General features: G+C 57.0%; 13 protein-coding genes and 5 pseudogenes. 13 read left to right on the forward strand and 5 right to left on the reverse strand.

Annotated features, from left to right (window positions below; genetic code table 11):
- Positions 1 to 171 precede the first annotated feature (171 nt).
- From soxC to C5F71_RS29800, 3 genes are all read left to right on the forward strand, one after another.
- Complete coding sequence (gene soxC / locus C5F71_RS28260; RefSeq protein ID WP_223271406.1) at positions 172 to 1,479, forward strand: sulfite dehydrogenase; 1,308 nt, start codon at positions 172 to 174, stop codon at positions 1,477 to 1,479.
- Positions 1,466 to 2,041, forward strand: a complete 576-nt coding sequence (locus C5F71_RS28265) for a c-type cytochrome (RefSeq protein ID WP_029291029.1) — start codon at positions 1,466 to 1,468, stop codon at positions 2,039 to 2,041. Before soxC ends, C5F71_RS28265 begins: the two co-directional genes overlap by 14 nt.
- A 124-nt stretch (positions 2,042 to 2,165) precedes the next feature.
- A complete protein-coding gene (locus tag C5F71_RS29800; RefSeq protein ID WP_317617121.1) occupies positions 2,166 to 2,315 on the forward strand; it encodes a DUF6555 family protein in 150 nt (49 codons plus the stop codon).
- A gap of 330 nt (positions 2,316 to 2,645) precedes the next feature.
- Here the strand turns inward: C5F71_RS29800 and C5F71_RS29500 are convergent.
- A pseudogene (locus tag C5F71_RS29500) lies at positions 2,646 to 2,862 on the reverse strand (aldehyde dehydrogenase (NADP(+))); the annotation flags it as partial.
- On the opposite strand from C5F71_RS29500, the pseudogene C5F71_RS28280 reads away from it, so the two are divergent.
- Positions 2,849 to 3,575: pseudogene (locus C5F71_RS28280) on the forward strand (LysR substrate-binding domain-containing protein); the annotation flags it as partial. The pseudogenes C5F71_RS29500 and C5F71_RS28280 sit on opposite strands and share 14 nt — an antisense overlap.
- Before the next feature lie 232 nt (positions 3,576 to 3,807).
- On the opposite strand, the gene C5F71_RS28285 reads toward C5F71_RS28280, so the two are convergent.
- Complete coding sequence (locus tag C5F71_RS28285) at positions 3,808 to 4,326, reverse strand: SgcJ/EcaC family oxidoreductase (RefSeq protein WP_029291027.1); 519 nt, start codon at positions 4,324 to 4,326, stop codon at positions 3,808 to 3,810.
- Positions 4,327 to 4,495: 169 nt separating this feature from the next.
- Between C5F71_RS28285 and C5F71_RS28290 the strand changes: the two genes are divergently transcribed.
- From C5F71_RS28290 to C5F71_RS28305, 4 genes are read left to right on the forward strand one after another with little or no spacing between them, the layout of a single operon-like run.
- Positions 4,496 to 5,680, forward strand: a complete 1,185-nt coding sequence (locus C5F71_RS28290) for a sensor histidine kinase (RefSeq protein WP_029291025.1) — start codon at positions 4,496 to 4,498, stop codon at positions 5,678 to 5,680.
- Entirely contained in the window at positions 5,677 to 6,330 is a 654-nt protein-coding gene (locus C5F71_RS28295; RefSeq protein WP_029291023.1) for a response regulator transcription factor, read from the forward strand. The genes C5F71_RS28290 and C5F71_RS28295 overlap by 4 nt, the downstream gene beginning before the upstream one ends.
- Entirely contained in the window at positions 6,327 to 8,654 is a 2,328-nt protein-coding gene (locus tag C5F71_RS28300) for an ATP-binding protein (protein ID WP_029291021.1), read from the forward strand. Before C5F71_RS28295 ends, C5F71_RS28300 begins: the two co-directional genes overlap by 4 nt.
- On the forward strand, positions 8,651 to 9,106 hold the full coding sequence (locus C5F71_RS28305) for a response regulator (protein ID WP_029291019.1): 456 nt from the start codon (positions 8,651 to 8,653) through the stop codon (positions 9,104 to 9,106). Before C5F71_RS28300 ends, C5F71_RS28305 begins: the two co-directional genes overlap by 4 nt.
- Positions 9,107 to 9,305: 199 nt before the next feature.
- Here the strand turns inward: C5F71_RS28305 and C5F71_RS29005 are convergent, their stop codons facing one another.
- Positions 9,306 to 9,446: a hypothetical protein gene (locus C5F71_RS29005; RefSeq protein WP_158682919.1), complete on the reverse strand. Its 141-nt coding sequence runs from the start codon at positions 9,444 to 9,446 to the stop codon at positions 9,306 to 9,308.
- Between the two features lie 140 nt (positions 9,447 to 9,586).
- Here C5F71_RS29005 and C5F71_RS28310 point away from each other — a divergent pair, with 140 nt between their 5' ends.
- From C5F71_RS28310 to C5F71_RS28330, 5 genes and pseudogenes are all read left to right on the forward strand, one after another.
- Complete coding sequence (locus C5F71_RS28310) at positions 9,587 to 9,727, forward strand: hypothetical protein (RefSeq protein ID WP_177411553.1); 141 nt, start codon at positions 9,587 to 9,589, stop codon at positions 9,725 to 9,727.
- 150 nt (positions 9,728 to 9,877) lie between these two features.
- Positions 9,878 to 10,129, forward strand: a pseudogene (locus C5F71_RS28315) (LysR family transcriptional regulator); the annotation flags it as partial.
- Positions 10,095 to 10,478, forward strand: a complete 384-nt coding sequence (locus C5F71_RS28320; protein WP_057400998.1) for an ABC transporter permease subunit — start codon at positions 10,095 to 10,097, stop codon at positions 10,476 to 10,478. The pseudogene C5F71_RS28315 and the gene C5F71_RS28320, both read left to right, overlap by 35 nt.
- 16 nt (positions 10,479 to 10,494) lie before the next feature.
- Positions 10,495 to 11,275: pseudogene (locus C5F71_RS28325) on the forward strand (amino acid ABC transporter ATP-binding protein).
- Between the two features lie 38 nt (positions 11,276 to 11,313).
- Positions 11,314 to 11,985: an RraA family protein gene (locus C5F71_RS28330; RefSeq protein WP_104912558.1), complete on the forward strand. Its 672-nt coding sequence runs from the start codon at positions 11,314 to 11,316 to the stop codon at positions 11,983 to 11,985.
- Between the two features lie 204 nt (positions 11,986 to 12,189).
- On the opposite strand, the gene C5F71_RS29805 is transcribed toward C5F71_RS28330, so the two are convergent.
- Positions 12,190 to 13,044 (reverse strand): methyl-accepting chemotaxis protein, encoded by an 855-nt coding sequence (locus C5F71_RS29805; protein WP_371923406.1) that lies wholly within the window; start codon positions 13,042 to 13,044, stop codon positions 12,190 to 12,192.
- A gap of 54 nt (positions 13,045 to 13,098) precedes the next feature.
- A pseudogene (locus C5F71_RS29810) lies at positions 13,099 to 14,136 on the reverse strand (cache domain-containing protein); the annotation flags it as partial.
- Positions 14,137 to 14,261 lie beyond the last annotated feature (125 nt).

Below are 14,261 nucleotides of genomic sequence, written 5' to 3' on the forward strand. Positions count from 1 at the left end.
CTTCAAATGCGCCGCATCCTTCGACCTCCTCCTCATTCACGGCCCATCACCGATGGTTGTCCTTGTGACTGGACCACGCGCGTTTTTCGTTCTAGGCTAGCTACAGACCGACCGATCAGTCTACTGACTTGCCGTTGGGTCCATCCCGACAAAGAACCAGAGGGAAAAACAATGACAAAAAAATCCATGGTCCCCACCAAGCAAGACGCGCCTCGGACATCGTTGGCTCGCAGGGATTTCCTGATAAAAAGCGGGGCCGTTATCGGCACTGCCGCCTTTGCTCTGGGTGATAGCGCCCTCATCAACGCCGAGACGACCAATAGCGTCCCTCTTGATTCGAACCTGCCCCTTGAAGTCCCGCAATGGACCCGCAGTCTTGGCGCTCCCACGGCGAGCCCTTACGGCAAACCTTCAACGTTCGAAACCAAAGCCGTCAGGAATCTATATCCCGGCCTGAAGGACACGATGTCCGCCTACAGCACCTCCCCACTTCAAGAACTGGACGGCATCATTACGCCGAACGGCCTGTTCTATGAGCGCCACCACGCGGGCGTCCCGCAAATCGATCCGGCGGAACACCGGTTGGTGATCCATGGCCTCACCGAAACAGCCTTGATCTTTACCGTGGATGAGATACGCCAATTCCCCGCCGTGTCACGGGTGCACTTCATGGAGTGTTCGGGCAATCCATCGTTTCTACCACCCTGGGGTAAAACCGCAGCCGAAGTGAGCGGCCTGGTGAGTTGCGCTGAGTGGACGGGTGTTACCCTGAAAACTTTGCTGGATGAAACCGGGCTGAAGCCGCAAGCCAAGTGGATCATCGCCGAAGGGGCGGACGGCGCGGCAATGACTCGCAGCATTCCCATCGAGAAATGCCTAGACGATGTGATGGTCGTCTACAGCCAGAACGGCGAGCGCCTAAGGCCGGAACAGGGCTACCCGCTGCGCCTGTTTGTACCCGGCTACGAGGGCAATACTCACATCAAATGGCTGCGCCGACTTCACGTCACCGACGCGCCCGCCTACAGCCGGGAAGAAACCGCCAAATACACCGACTTGATGGCCGATGGCAAAGCCCGGAAGTTTTCCTTTGTTATGGAATGCAAATCGCTGGTCACCTACCCCTCAGGCACCCAGAAACTGACGCGCAAGGGTCTGCATGAGATGCGTGGCATCGCCTGGAGCGGACACGGCAAAATTACCCGCGTTGACGTTTCCATCGATGGCGGCGACAACTGGACGCAAGCCAGGTTACAGGAGCCTATTCTGACCAAGGCACTGACCGCCTTCAGGGCCCCTTTCGAATGGAAAGGCCAAGAGTTGATGATCATGAGCCGCGCCATCGACGAGACCGGGTATGTGCAACCGATGCTGGAACAGTTGATCGATGAACGCGGCAAGGTCTCTTTCTATCACAACAACTCGGTGCAACCGTGGCGCGTGTCCAGCAGTGGGGAGGTGACCAATGGACGGGCTTAAAAAGGGTTCGTTCCTGCTGGGATTGTTTTGCGCCTGCACATTAACCTGTGTCGCCGCCCAACCCAAGTACGGGTTAGGCACAAGCGCTACGGACGCACAGATCGCCAGTTGGAACATCGACGTGGCACCCGACGGGAAAGCGTTGCCACCGGGAAGCGCCACGGTAGCGGACGGTGAAAAGGTTTATATGAATAACTGCCTCGCCTGTCATGGTCTAAAACTCGAAGGCGGCATTGGCCCGGCATTGGCAGGAGGTAATGGGTCCCTCACCACTGACAAACCACTTAAGACGGTAGGCAGTTATTGGCCTTATGCGACGACCCTCTTTGACTACATCCGTAGGGCAATGCCTTTCCAGTCTCCCCAGTCGCTAACCAATGACCAAGTGTACGCGGTAACCGGTTACGTCTTGCACGTCAACAAACTGCTTGACGCTAATGCGACTGTCGATGCAGCAACCTTGGCCGCCATAAAAATGCCAAATCGAGATGGCTTTTTCATCGATGACAGGCCTGACAGCAAAGCGATCGACTGTATGTCCAACTGTTTGAAAGTCCATTAGCAGGTGTGCCGGCCTCACACGCAATCGATGACCGCAACGTGATCTATCGCCAGCGCCTGGACACTATCGTCCAGGCGCATTAAGCAAGCGATAGGTTTGAGGTAACGTGTCAACTGGCGGCAATGTGCGACAAGCGCGGCACAGGACCGACTGCAATGTAGGCATTGCCCCCAATCCGCAGCCAGACCGTTCACCAATGAAGATGGTTTCAAAGCCTCATGCTGAAAAGAACGGCGTCACTGATGTCGCATGGCGAGTGAACGGAACTCAGTAGCTTCAGGCTTAAATCCTGAATTCTATCTGAAATATCAGTCTTTTTGCCGAGCAGTGAAGTCTCCTTGACAGGCGTGGGTCCGGGGTCACGGCGTAGCGACTGGGAATATTGAATTTCGGCCCAAGCACCGTCCAGTGCCGAGATAGACTCGTCAAGCAGCAACAACGCGGGAACGGAGTTCCAGTTCGCGAATACTGGCGAAGCGTGGGCGCTTCCCTCCAGAAAACGAGTAGTTGGAAGCTCTCCAGCAAACAGCAAACGGCACCTTGTCATTCAAGACATAAACGACTTTTAAGCCTCCGTAACCCAAACCCGTCTTTATGAGCAGGCTTAGTCACTCATCTCTCCATCCGCTAACCGTCGAATCCCAAGCGGATTAGTGTTCTGCAATGCCTGAGGCAACAACGCATCCGGAATAATTCTGAAAACACACCGACGCCAGAAAGCGATCAACGGCCAGCGAACCCACCGACGTCCCCCGCGAATCGGACGTCGCTGGATACGGTCCGCCGTGTGCCATCGCCTCGCACACCTCCACCCGGTTCGGAGAAACCGTCATTTACTCCGCGTGCGTGGTCTTCACTGAACTCAGCGGTATGCGCGAAGAACTGGTGGCGCTCGAATCCGGCAACATCGGCCGGGTGGCAGTCGGCGCTATCCCGGCGCTGGCTTCGGGCCTGCTGACCCGCACCATCGCCACGTTGAAACAAAGCCACCCACGGTTGTCCATGAGCATTCAGGTCGACACCAGCGACGTGCTCGTGCAGGCGCTGCTGCAGGATCAGTTGGACATCGTGCTGGGACAATTCCAGCCGGTGCCCGCGCCGAAGAATTGCTCTTCGACAACCTCGGCGAAGAGGCTTTGTGCGTGATTTCGGGGGCACAGCATCCTTTGGCGAAAGCGACGCACCTGAGTTGGGCCGAATTGCAGAGCATTTCCTGGGTGTTGCAACAACATCCGAGCCCGATGCACGCAATCACAATCAGGTGTTCCACTACGCCCGGGTCGACATCCCCAGCAGCATCGTCGAAACCACATCAATCATGACCTTGCTTTCATTGATCCAAAAAACCGACATGCTCGGTGTGACGCCGGTTTCGGTGGTTGAGGATTATCCCGGTCGGGACTTGTTAGCTGTTTTGCCGATCAAGTTCGAAGCTCGCTTGCCACCGTACGGTTTGATCACTCGTCGGCATCGAATCCAGTCGTCGGCCACGCAGGCGTTCATGAGCTCGGTACGGGCAGACCACGCACGTTGAACTAGAACCAAAGCCGTTCGCTGTTCTGCTAGACGTGATCTACCAACAGAACGTGTTTGCCCCGGCCGTCAAACCGCGCGACGGTGTTGTCGAAAATGCCGAACTCCATACCCTATTCTTCGGCGCAATAGCGTTGCGCATTGCGGTCGCGGCGGAACGGTTGCCGCAAGTGTTCGAACTCTTGTGAATCAATGTCCACCCCCGCGAGGGTAGTGGACACTTTTATAAAGCTTTAATGCTTGGCGTGTTTCACCCGTACTTCCGGCATGGCCGAAGAGTGATGGTTGAGAATCTTCCACTGCCCCCCGACCTGCTCGTAGACGAAAGTGTAGCGTGCCTGCACGTGACGGATCTTACCGTCCGCCTCGGTCAGGGTGAACGTGTACACACCACTGTCCATGGCCACGTTGCTGCCCAACTGGCGGATCTCGCGGTAGTTGATCTGCCCAACAGGCTTGAGCGCCATGAAATGTTCAAAGTAGTCTTTGATCTGCGCTGGCGTAGTGCGTACCTGGTTGGACACGGTTGGCTGCAACACGGCGCCCGGCGCATACAAGTCGACCACTTTTTGTACGTTACCGGTCTGCAATGTGCTGTTCCAACGGTCAAACAAACCGGCAATCTCTCGGTCTTTCACATTCGCAGGCGCTTGCGCAGTATCACGGTAGACATAGGGTGCCGTCTCGGCAGCCTGAACAAACGGTGCGCTCAAGGCGAAAATCAGGGCGATCGATGCAGTTTTAAATTTCATTGCGATACTCCAGTGGTGTTCGTTGAGCCCACTTTGCCAACTTGCCTGCCACCCGACATCGGCCAACCGGCGTCATTTGCCTATGCCATTTGGCAGATGGCGCTCGACATGTCCAGCAAGGTTTAATAAGCCCCCTACGCCCGCAGGCCTGTAACACCGGAGCTGAAGCATGCAAAACCCACCCCACGATCCCGGTAGTGCCTTGGCCATCCGCGCTCACTATCGCCAATCGGAGAGCCGTTCAGCGCGTCTGCGGCTTTTGGTCGATACCGGCCAAGAGTTGACCCAACTAACTCCGGATGCCATGCGCGAACGCGTGCTGGTGCGGGCATGCGCCTTCCTTGCGATGGACTATGGGGTGCTGCTGGAATGGGACAACGAGGGAGGCATCAGTACCACCGCCCGGCATGGCCATCCTGCCCGGCTGCTCAACCTGGCCGCTGTCGTCAACCGCAGCTTGAAAGCGCCGTGCTGGCAAGAGCTTGCAGCGGATGGCCTGCCCAGTATGTTGCAGGTACCGTTGCGCGGCAGCGACGGCGCTGCCTTTGGCGCTCTGCTCCTGGCCAACAGCGTGTCCCTGCGCGCGCCGGCTGATGATGACAGCGAATCACTGCAGTTGCTCGCCACGCTGCTGGCCGCGCACCTTGAGAATGATCGGCTATTGAAGACGCTCATGGCGAGAGATCGCACGCTGTCGGACTTGGTCAATCGGTTGTTTCGCGCACAGGAAGACGAACGCAAACGCGTAGCCTACGACCTTCATGATGGCCTGGCTCAAACCCTGGCCGGATTGCATCAGCGCCTGCAAGGTTTTGCTGGCCGCTGCCCGACGCTGCCTGACACACTGGCAGCGGACTTGCAGGCGATTCTGACCTTGGCCCAGCACTCTGTGGGTGAAGGTCGACAGCTGATCGCAGGCCTACGCCCAACGGTGCTGGATGATTTCGGTTTATCCAAGGCGCTCGACAAAGAAGCCGATCGCCTGCGCGAAGCCGGAGTCAGCGTACAGTGGAGCAGGCGCAGCGAGGCGCGGATGCCCAGCCAGGTAGAAATCGCCTTGTTCAGGATTGGCCAGGAGGCGATCAACAACATTCTCAAGCATGCACAGGCCAGCCACGTCCGACTGACACTGGAACTGCACAATGGCCTGGCCTCACTGCAAGTAGAAGACAATGGTAAAGGCTTCTGTGCAGGCCAAATGCCCGACGGCCATGATGCTCAGCATTTGGGCCTTGCCACCATGCATGAACGCGCCAGCCTGCTCGGCGGCCGCCTCACCTGCGTCAGCGCGATCGACGGCGGTACGCAACTGCACGCCCGCGTGCCTGCGGACCTTGATGGAGCCTCTCAATGAGCCATATCTTGCGTCTGGTGCTGGCGGACGATCATGAAGTCACGCGCACCGGTTTCGTCGCCCTGCTGGCCGGCCATCCGCAATTCGATGTGGTCGGCCAGGCCCGCGATGGCCAGCAAGCGGTTGAATTGTGCGAGCAGTTACTGCCGGATATCGTCATTCTCGATATTCGAATGCCGATTCTCAATGGCCTGGGAGCGGCACGTCTGCTGCAACAGCGTCTGCCAGCCCTCAAAGTAGTGGTTTTCACCATGGACGACAGCCCCGATCATCTGGAAGCGGCCATGAATGCCGGCGCGGTGGGTTACCTGCTCAAAGACGCCAGCCGTGACGAGGTGATCGATGCGTTGCAACGGGTAGCTGCCGGTGAAGAGGTCCTCAATAGTGCAGTCAGTGCCCGACTGTTACGACGCATGACCGAGCGCAACGCCAGCGGCGCTGTTCCGACTGAAAACCTCACCCCACGGGAGCGCCAAGTGCTCGCACTGGTGGCGAACGGCATGAGCAACCGCAAAATCGGAGAAAACCTGGGGATTACCACCGGTACGGCCAAGGCCCACGTTGAACGGGTCATCGGCAAGCTCGGTGCGGCCGATCGAACCCAAGCCGCGGTCCGTGGCATCGCATTAGGCCTGGTGACACAATCATGAACGTGTTCTACGCCAGGCGTTGGACTGACCTACCCTTGCGCGGCAAGGCGCTGGTGGTGATTTCCCTGCCCCTGGTGGTGCTGCTTTTGTCCCTGGTGCTGATCTACAACACCGAACGACAGACCGCTCGCGCGGAAGAAGACGTACGCAGGGTACTGCGGGTACAAGGTGACATACAGGCCGTGCACACCCTGCTCGCCGAAGCCGCCGCCAGTGTGCGCGGTTACCTGTTGACACGCAGTGAGGATTTCCTACCTGGATACTTGAACGCCAAGCCCCAGATTGAATCAGCCCTGCGCCGGCTCGACCGCAACGTGCGCGATCAGCGAGTGCGTGAGCAACTGACGGCAATCAGGCCGCTGATCAACAACAAAATCGATGGACTGGAGGACATGCTTGGTGACCCGGCGACGAGCCCTGAGTCGATTACCAACATCTTGGTCAGCAACAAACACATCCTTGATGAGTTGCGTCGACACATCAGCGCCATGCTCACGCTCGAGGACTCGTTGCTGGCCGAGCGTACGGCCGCGGCATCAGAGACTCGCCAACGGTTGTTACTGTCCACCTGGCTGGCCGCCATCTGCGGACTATTTGGTGCAATCGTCGCGGTGCTGTTTCTGTCCAAGGGCATTGTTGCGCGGGTGCAGAACGTCCAAGGCAATGCGCAGCGTCTGGCCCTCGGCCAACCCCTGCGGCCGCAGCCGCCGGAAAAAGACGAGATTGGTCAACTGGGCACGCGCCTGGTAGAAGCCGGGGCCCTGCTGGCCGAGCGCGAACGCGCGTTGCGCGAAAACGAGGAGCGCCTGCGGCTGATTATCGATGGGGTGAAGGACTACGGGATTTTCGCCCTAGATACAGCGGGTCACGTCACCAGTTGGAACGCCGGCGCCGAACGGATCAAGGGCTACACCGAACAGGAAATCATCGGCCAGCACTTCTCGGTGTTCTACCTGCCGCAAGAGTGCCCACAACACCCTGATATGGCACTGAGCGAGGCCACCCGCAATGGCCATTATATGGAAGAAGGCTGGCGCTGCCGCCAGGACGGCACGCGCTTCTGGGCCAGTGTTGTGATTACCGCGCAGTACGATGGCGCCGGCGCCTTGCGAGGCTTTTCGAAAATCACACGCGACATTACCGACCGCCGTGCGGCCGAAATTGCCTTGAGCACAGCCCGCGAGGAAGCCGAACGCGCCAGCCGTGCCAAAAGTGAGTTCCTGTCGCGCATGAGCCACGAACTGCGTACCCCACTCAATTCTATTCTGGGCTTTGCACAACTGCTGGACATGGACTCGCCTGCTGGGCAAACGGCGCAGGTCGGTCACATTCTACGTGCAGGCCAACACCTGCTGACGCTGATCAACGAGGTTCTGGACATTGCCAAGATCGAAGCGGGACGATTGCCGTTGAACATCGAGCCAATCGCCTTGGCCATCGCACTGCAAGAAGCACTGTCGCTGGTGTCCCCCATGGCCACCGATGCCGGCATTCAATTGACGCCGCTGCCAACGCTGGCCGCCGACATCGGGATCGTCGCTGATCGACAGCGCCTGACCCAAGTGCTGCTGAACCTGCTGTCAAATGCCATCAAGTACAACCGCCCTCAAGGACACGTGAGTATTGAGATCAACGTGACGCAGCAGCGAATCACTGTGGCAGTCTGCGATACCGGCAACGGCATTGCGGCGGATCACTTGGGTCAACTGTTCAAGCCATTTGAGCGACTGAACGCCGATCCGAGCGTGGAAGGTAGTGGGCTTGGCCTGGCGCTAAGTAAAAGCCTGCTGGAAATGATGAAGGGCAGTTTGACGGCGCAGAGCCAATACGGCTCAGGCTCCCGATTCACGATAGAGCTGCCATTCGTGCGCTTGCTGGAACCTCCCAGCGCCGCCGCAGCAGTCGCCCACACCCTATCGCTAGCTCCTGACATCGTCGCCCCCGACATTCAGGGCAACGTGTTGTGCATTGAAGACAATCTATCCAGCCTGGCGCTGATCGAGACGTTGCTGCAGCGCAGGCCGGGGATAAAATTGCTTTCGAGCATGCAAGGCCAATTGGGGCTGGACCTGGCCGCACAGCATGCACCACAGCTGATTCTGCTGGATGTTTCACTGCCGGACCTCGACGGGCTGAAGGTGCTGCAGCGCCTGCGCCGGTCTGCGATCACTCAAAATACACCGGTATTGATGATTACCGCCGACGCCAGCGACCTCACCCGTCAGGCCTTGCAAGAAGCCGGAGCGACGGCCGTATTGACCAAACCAATCAACGTACCCGCGTTTCTCGCCCACCTCGACAAATGCTTTCCGGAGCCCATGTGAACATTGACCTGCGCATTTTGATCATCGACGATCAACGTCCGAATCTGGACCTGGTGGAGCAGTTGCTTGCGCGCGAAGGCTTGACCAACGTCTTGAGCAGTACACAGCCCTTGCGCACTCTGGATCTATTCAACAGCTTCGAGCCTGATCTGGTCATTCTCGATTTGCACATGCCGGAGTTCGACGGGTTTGCAGTATTGGAGCAACTCAACCGGCGCATCCCCGGCGGTGAATACCTGCCGATCCTCGTGCTCACCGCCGACGCCACGCGCGACACGCGCTTGCGCGCCCTGGCGCTGGGAGCCAAGGATTTCATCAGCAAACCTCTGGATGCACTGGAAACCATGTTGCGAGTGTGGAACCTGCTGGAAACACGAGCGCTTTACAAGACCTTACGTACGCTAGTATCTTCAGATCAGATCGATCTTCTGCGAAGGCAGCATGGTGGATAACCTTGCTAATCAGATCTCAGCACAACTGCCTTTCCTCCGAATGTGAAAGGCGCTCTTGATTTTAGAGGCCAGCGACCCACGTTTTGCTCTGCCCAAAAAGCAGCTGCTCCCACTGCCACGGCTGGAGCTGACGCACCCGCAAATCAGCTATCGAGGCTGATGTCAAAGCTGCGGCGTGAGAGCGCCTCCTGCAGATGCGTCAATCACGCACATATTGGCTGCCGACGCCCTCGTCGCACCGCAACCAATGCATGGCGTCGCTGAAGCTATCAGCGCCGATGGCGATGACATAGTCCACGACAATCTGATGGATGGATTCAATCGGGACAGACCTCGGCATTGAGTGGGTCGCCGCCAAAGGTCCGGCTGAAGCCTGAGATCGTGCCCGCGGCTATATGGTGCAGGATGCCAGGGTCGTTGGCTCGGCTGGGCAGACCAGCCCTGCCCGACGTGGACGTCCTCCGCGAGGCGAAAACCGGCATGCGGCGCATCAACGAATTGACTGGCGAGATTGTGCATTTGGGCATTCTCGACGAAGGCCGCATCGTCTATTTTCACAAGATCGACTCCCAATACAACCTGCGCATGTACCCGCGCATCGACCGACGTCCGCCGCTGTAATGCATCGGTATCGGCAAGGTCTTGCGTTACTCCGAAGACAACGAAAACTCGGGGTCGAATTGGCTCAATCATCAAGCGAGTTGAACAATCTCATATGCCTGTGCCGAATCGGCAATGCTAAATTGAGATAGAACATTTTGAGTGATTATGATGAGCTCTAAAAAAATCCTTCAAGAACCCGCCGCCCGTTATTTTCTAGAAGTCGTCAGATCCGGTTCCATCAGCGAAGCGGCCTCACGGCTAAATGTAGCGTCGTCAGCCATTAGTCGGCAGATCGCAAAACTGGAAGCCAGCCTGGACACTCTGCTGTTTGAGCGTACGGCGCGCGGCATGCAGCCTAGCGCTGCAGGAGAGTTACTTGCCGCTTATGCCCTTAGGGTGCAGATGGATAGCGATCGCCTATTTCGCTGAAATTTTCCGCGGTGGTTTCAGCGCGGTTCCCAAAGGTCAGATCGAGGCCGCCCACAGCCTGGCTATGACGTCATTCGCAATTTTACGTCGGGTAACCCTACCCGGCGCCCTCAACGCAGCTTCGCCTGCCTTGATAAACATGATCATTAATGTTTGCAAGAAAACCGCGCTGTTGTCGATCATCACTGTGGCCGACCTGACATTCGAGGTCCAGAAAATGGCGATAGAGACTTTTGCCTCGTTCGAGTCGATCCTGACCCTGGCGCTAGGGTACTGGGTACTGATCGAAATTTTTTCCCGCTTGGGTCAACGTGCAAACGCCATATCAATCAGCACCTGAATATGAAGAGAAGCGCATGAGTGAGTTTTTGGTAAGCATCGTCAATGTTCACAAAAGCTACGGTGATTTTGAAGTGCTGAAGAACGTCAACTTGGACGTCCAGCGCTCCGAGTTCATTTGCCTGATCGGCCCGAGTGGTTCGGGAAACAGCACGCTCTTGCGCTGTATCAATGTTCTTGAAACTTATGACAAAGGCTCCATCACGATTGTCGGAAAACTGATCGGCTATCAAGAGGCTGGCGGTAAACGCAAACTCATGGCTGCCCGCGAACTGAGGGAAATGCGCCGCAGCATTGGCATGGTGTTCCAGCAGTTCCAACCTCTGGCCGTACATGACTGCGTTGGAAAATGTCGCAGAACCGTTGCTGCGCGTTCAGAAAATGAATGCAACCGACGCGAAGGCCAAGGCACTGCGAATGCTTGAGAGAGTAGGCTTGGCACAAAAAGCCGAGAACTATCCAACGGCTTTGTCTGGCGGTCAGCAACAGCGTGTCGCCATCGCGCGAGCGTTGTCCATGGATCCGAACCTGATGCTATTTGACGAACCTACCTCGGCACTCGATCCGGAGCTGGTGGGTGAAGTATTCCAAGTGATGCGCGACCTCGCCAGCGAAGGCATGACTATGGTGGTGGTTACACACGAGATGGGCTTCGCCGCCAAAGCCGCCGACAAAGTCGCGTTCTTGGACGGAGGGTGCATCGTTCAGTTCGGTACGCCGCAGCAGGTACTCAAGGAAAGCGAAGAGCCGCGTTTACAGCAATTTCTGCGGAGTTACCACGCTCGCAACGATTTTTGAAGAGTCCCCCTGTGTCAGCCATTTTGGCGGAGCGAGTCATGATCAGTTTCAGAATCAAAGCAAGCGGCGAAAAAGTCGCGCCACAATGGGTGGAGGCGTTCCGCAACCTGCCCGTCCCAAACATCAGCGATTGCATGGCGCGCATGACTGCAGGTGGCGCCAACCTACGGGCATTTTATAAAGGGCCACGCATGGTCGGCTCGGCTCTAACCGTCAAGACACGGCCGGGGGACAATCTGGTGGTAAACAAGGCACTGGACATCGCGGATCCAGGCGACATCTTGATAGTGGACGCCGGTGGAGACCTGACCAACGCTTTGGTCGGTGAGTTGATGATCGCCCATGCAAGACACCGCAAACTCGGTGGGCTTGTCATATCAGGTGCTATTCGTGACAGCGAAGAAAAATTGCTGGCTGGTAGTTTTCCAGTCTTCGCCTTGGGCGTGACCCATAGAGGGCCGTTCGGGGATGGGCCTGGAGAAGTCAATGTACCCATCGCCCAACACGGAATGGTTATTCTCCCTGGTGATTTGGTTTGTGGTGATGCCGACGGTGTGGTCAGCGTGGCGCGTCACGAGGTCGAGGAAGTCCATGCGCTGGCGCTGAAAAAACACAATGATGAAGTGAAGTTGATGGCGCAGATCAAAGCCGGCACGTCAGACTGGAGGTGGGTAGACGAATTACTGACTCGCAACGGTTGTTCGATTTAGTAGCTAACTCGTTTACATTCAGGGGTGCTTAGATCGAGGTTTAGATTGAGTCGCACCGGATTTCTATACACCCTAAATCTTCGTTGCGAAGCGCTGTTCGAACTCTAACCATTCCAAGCCCTGACCAATCATGCAGCGGAAAATCGTCGCCTGAGTATTTCCGCTTGCATTGCTTATCGTGGTTGCGTCATAAATCAACACGAGCTAGAACTTGAAACGCCCCACCAGCCCTTTCAGTTGAACAGAAATGTCCGTCAGGCGAACTGATCCGGTGTACGCCGAGTGCGCAACACTCTCCACCACCTGGGCATCGGCGTGGATTTGTGCGATGTGTTGGTTAATATCTTCAGCCACCTGATGCTGTTCCTCTGCAGCCGTGGAGATTTGAGCATTCTGGTCGCGAATCGAATCCACTGAATCGCGGATCTTGTCGAAACTGTCGCTCGCCTGCTGGATACATTCAACGCTGGTTTGCGACGCCTCCAAGCTGCGTTGCATCTGCTGGGTGACCTCCTTGGTTCGCCGCCTGAAGTTGCCGAGCAGGCTGTCGATCTCGCCAGTTGAATCGGCAGTACGTCGCGCCAAGGCGCGAACTTCGTCGGCCACGACCGCGAATCCACGCCCCTGGTCGCCGGCGCGCGCCGCTTCGATGGCGGCATTGAGTGCCAACAGATTGGTCTGCTCAGCGATCGAACGAATAGTATCGAGGATCGTGTTGATGTTCTTACTGTCCTGCTCGAGCATCTGCATGGTACATGCCGACTGCTGCAGGTCTTCACTCAATTTAAGAACGCTGCCCGTGGCCTCACCAATGTGCCGTTGCCCGTCGTGCACCTCTCGATAACCAACGTCCGCGCTGGAAGCCGCGCGACTACATGAGCGAGCCACTTCGTTAGAGGTAGCGACCATCTCGTTGAAAGCCGTGCTTACTAATTCAACTGCTTCGCGCTGCCGCACTGCGGCGTTGTTCATGTTGCTGGCCACTTGACTTGTATCCGCAGCGACCTCTTGCAAATCGGAGGAAGCGCTGCGGATGCGCCTCATCAGTTGCGCGATCATCCCAAGGAACTGGTTGAACCAACCAGCCAAAGTGGCGGTTTCGTCCTTGCCCCGCACTTCGAGTTCGCGTGTCAGGTCACCTTCCCCTTCGGCAATTTCCTGCAAGCCATTGGCAACGCTGCGAATTGGTCTAACGATTACGCCGGCGAAGCTCGCGCCTACGATGGCGAATACAATCGCCAACACGGCGGCAATCATCGCAATAAGCCATGTGAGACTGGTGGCCTGAGCCATGACTTCGTCACGCTTAATTAGACCGATGAAGCGCCAGCCTAGGCTTTCGGAACTCACCACATTGACCATATAGGGCACGCCATCGATTTCGATCCTGGTGACGCCATCGCCAGTCTTTGCCAGATCGGAGTAGCCAGGGCCCAAATCGGCCAAGGGTTTGAAGCTGTTTTGGGGATTGGCGGGATCGACTAAAACGTTGCCGTTGGCTTCGACCATCATCAGGTATCCGCTGTCGCCCAGCTTGATGGTTTTAACCAGTTCCGTTAGTTGCTTTAGCGAGACGTCTACACCGACGACGCCTACCGGGTTGCCGCTTGCGTCGGCGAAAGCGCGAACCGTGCTGACCAGCACCATGTCATCCGGCGCCCAGTAGTAGGCGCCCGTGCGCACGGTTAAGCCTGATGCGGCGGCCATGGCGGTTTTGTACCAGGGACGCACCCGGGGGTCGTAGCTGGCCATTTTGGGATCGTCGGGCCAGCCGGCAAATCCGCCGTCGTTGAGCCCCAGTGAAATGGACGCGGTGGTCGGGTGGGTCTCGGCAAATCGATCGAAAATAATCTGGAGCCGCTGATCGGCTTCGCTGACAGGCGTTTGCTCAGCATTGGCAGCGGTATAGTTTTTCAATCCCTTGACGCTGGCGATCCGAGGATCCTTGGCAAGGTATTCGACGTTTTGGCGGATGCTTTCAAAGAACTGCTTCATGCCGTTATCAATCTGGCGAATTTCACGACCGCTGCTATCCAGGAAATTGGCTTGCGCCGCGCTCCGCAAGTTCAATACGACGAGCACCGCGACCATAACCACTGGAAGACAGGCGATGGCAGCAAATACCCATGTCAGCTTCTGTTTGATATTCATGACCTCTCCAACGGGTACTTATAATTATTTAGGGCGGGCCGATGGAACGGATACACCCATTGGAATCAAAACAGCGCCCACGACGACTGACGCGAAATCTGCAGGGACAGCGTCCGTAGATAAAT

Origin of the sequence: Pseudomonas sp. LG1D9 (assembly GCF_002949995.1) — a bacterium.
Classification (GTDB): domain Bacteria; phylum Pseudomonadota; class Gammaproteobacteria; order Pseudomonadales; family Pseudomonadaceae; genus Aquipseudomonas; species Aquipseudomonas proteolytica.